Genomic DNA, 1,855 nt, shown 5'->3' on the forward strand with positions numbered 1-1,855 from the left:
ACGCTCCAAGTGCTCACGGAACCGCAGGGTCATCCTGCGATCCGCGTCAATGTCGGTCAGCTTCTCGTAGTGCGTTGCCCCGCACTGCGCACACTTGAACCGCTGCCGCTTGATCTCGATCCAGGTGGGTTGGGACTGAACCGGGTGGTCCCTGTAGCGCTGTCGTTTCGTGCCGTTCTTGTCGAGGTCCTGTAGCAGGCAGCAGGGCGATGGCAGCTTCAGGTTCTTGGTCTTGGCCTCGATGATGAGGCTTCCATCATCCTCATACTGCTGCACGAACGCCAAGTTGGGGAGGCGCAACAGGTCCGTCACTCGACCCCCTCGGCAGCCTTGCCCGGCTTCCGCTTCTCTTCGCGTCGAAGCTTCTCCTCAACGGCCTCGCGAATGAAAGCTGCCATGCGGTTCTCGCCAACCAGCGTGGCGATGCGCTGCTTCGAGCCTGCGTTCAGGCGGACCTTCGTCTCTTCGACGTTGAGCGGCGGGCGACCCATGCGGCGGGTCATAACCGGGGACGAAAAGTTCATCAATGGGCCTCAATAAGCGGGGACGCTTATTGACAGCATAACCGGGGACGGTTATATCTGTCTACATCAGAGACGGAGATACCCATGCCCACCGATCACAGCCGATACACAGCAGCCGAACTTGGATTAATCGAGGCTGGCATCGCCCGTGGCGAGACGATGATCTTCCTCGGTTACGACGCCGACGAAATGGCCCGGTTCTACTGCGTGGAGGCGATGTGGTGAGCGACGTTATTTGCCGACACTGCCGAGGCCGGGGCTGGATCAGCACGGGCATCTTCGGCTGCGACCCCTGCGACGATTGCGGGGAAGACGAGCAAGAGATCAAGGCGGACGAGCCGGAGGACGAGCAAGATGGTTGATGTTTTCCACGGCGTGCCCTTCCGAGTTTACCGCGAACCGGCCCGCCAAGAGCCAGCCGACAAGGAGATTGGCGAGGCGGTCGCCCGGTTGAAGAACGGCTCTCTGCGCCCGTGCGGTAACTGCGGCGGGCAGGGCTACGGAGATATGGGGCAATCCGCCTGCTCTCGGTGTGGAGGGATCGGTGCCTTCGACACGCGGAAGAGCGGAGAAGTCAGGGCGGACCCCGTATTCGATCCGGCCATCACACTGCCCGATCCTTACGATGAAGGCCCCGGCCCTTGGTATGATGGGCAAAAGGTCAAAGAGATCGAGCGCACGACCGGAATTAAGTTCGAGGCGAAATAGGAGAGACTAATGCACAAGCTGATCGCAGACCCGCAGATTGCCCAGGTGCGCAAGAGGGCCAGCGAGGGAGATTGCCCCATTACCCCGAGCCTGTCCGTTGAGAGCTTGGAGGATCTGGTGCTGCATCTCGCCGATGCGAAGAAGGAGGATCAATCGGCGAAGATCAATCGTGACGCCTTCGCCGCTGTGCAGGTCGTTGTGCGAGCAGCATGGCGTCTCGTGGACAACACTGCGAACGGCGGGACGGAACATCAGGCCGTGCCGGGCGAGGATTGGCTGGAACTCGCACATACGCTGGCACGGCTCAACGAGATGATCCCGCCCGGCGAGCGCCCGGCAGAGCCGCCGCACGCCGTTGCGCTTTTCTGGCCGACAGTCCGCGAGAGCGGGGCCGAGGGTGGGGTCATCTCGGAAGCTCTATCGCATACGACCGATGATGCCGCATTGGCCCACGCCAGGAGGCTGTGGCCTCTCTCCGAGGCATCCGACCAGGAAGACGATCGGTATCGTCGCGCCCTTCACTACGCCTTCGCTCGCGGGGCATGGTGGGCGACATCAACCCCAGACGACGAAGCGGGCATCAAGCCCGCTTCTCCGCCATCAACCTCGAATGACGAATGACC

5 protein-coding genes are annotated in these 1,855 nt (G+C 61.8%); 3 read left to right on the forward strand and 2 right to left on the reverse strand.

Features of this window, described 5'->3' with window-relative positions; all coding sequences use genetic code 11:
* Both ACP56T_RS21815 and ACP56T_RS21820 read right to left on the reverse strand, forming a co-directional pair.
* Positions 1 to 312 (reverse strand): transposase family protein (locus tag ACP56T_RS21815; protein WP_430914105.1); only part of this gene is annotated, 312 nt, incomplete at its 3' end.
* Positions 309 to 524, reverse strand: coding sequence for a hypothetical protein (locus ACP56T_RS21820; RefSeq protein ID WP_430914106.1), 216 nt, complete (start codon positions 522 to 524; stop codon positions 309 to 311). The genes ACP56T_RS21820 and ACP56T_RS21815, both read right to left, overlap by 4 nt.
* Before the next feature lie 84 nt (positions 525 to 608).
* Here ACP56T_RS21820 and ACP56T_RS21825 point away from each other — a divergent pair, with 84 nt between their 5' ends.
* The 3 genes from ACP56T_RS21825 to ACP56T_RS21835 all read left to right on the forward strand — a co-directional run bounded on the left by ACP56T_RS21825 (position 609) and on the right by ACP56T_RS21835 (position 1,853).
* Positions 609 to 749 carry a hypothetical protein gene (locus ACP56T_RS21825; protein ID WP_156453767.1) on the forward strand — a complete coding sequence of 47 codons (141 nt, stop codon included), beginning with the start codon at positions 609 to 611 and terminating at the stop codon, positions 747 to 749.
* A 129-nt stretch (positions 750 to 878) separates the two neighbouring features.
* Positions 879 to 1,232 (forward strand): hypothetical protein, encoded by a 354-nt coding sequence (locus tag ACP56T_RS21830; RefSeq protein ID WP_430914107.1) that lies wholly within the window; start codon positions 879 to 881, stop codon positions 1,230 to 1,232.
* A gap of 9 nt (positions 1,233 to 1,241) precedes the next feature.
* Positions 1,242 to 1,853, forward strand: a complete 612-nt coding sequence (locus tag ACP56T_RS21835; protein WP_430914108.1) for a hypothetical protein — start codon at positions 1,242 to 1,244, stop codon at positions 1,851 to 1,853.
* Positions 1,854 to 1,855 lie beyond the last annotated feature (2 nt).

The organism is Methylobacterium endophyticum (assembly GCF_050591105.1).
GTDB lineage: Bacteria > Pseudomonadota > Alphaproteobacteria > Rhizobiales > Beijerinckiaceae > Methylobacterium.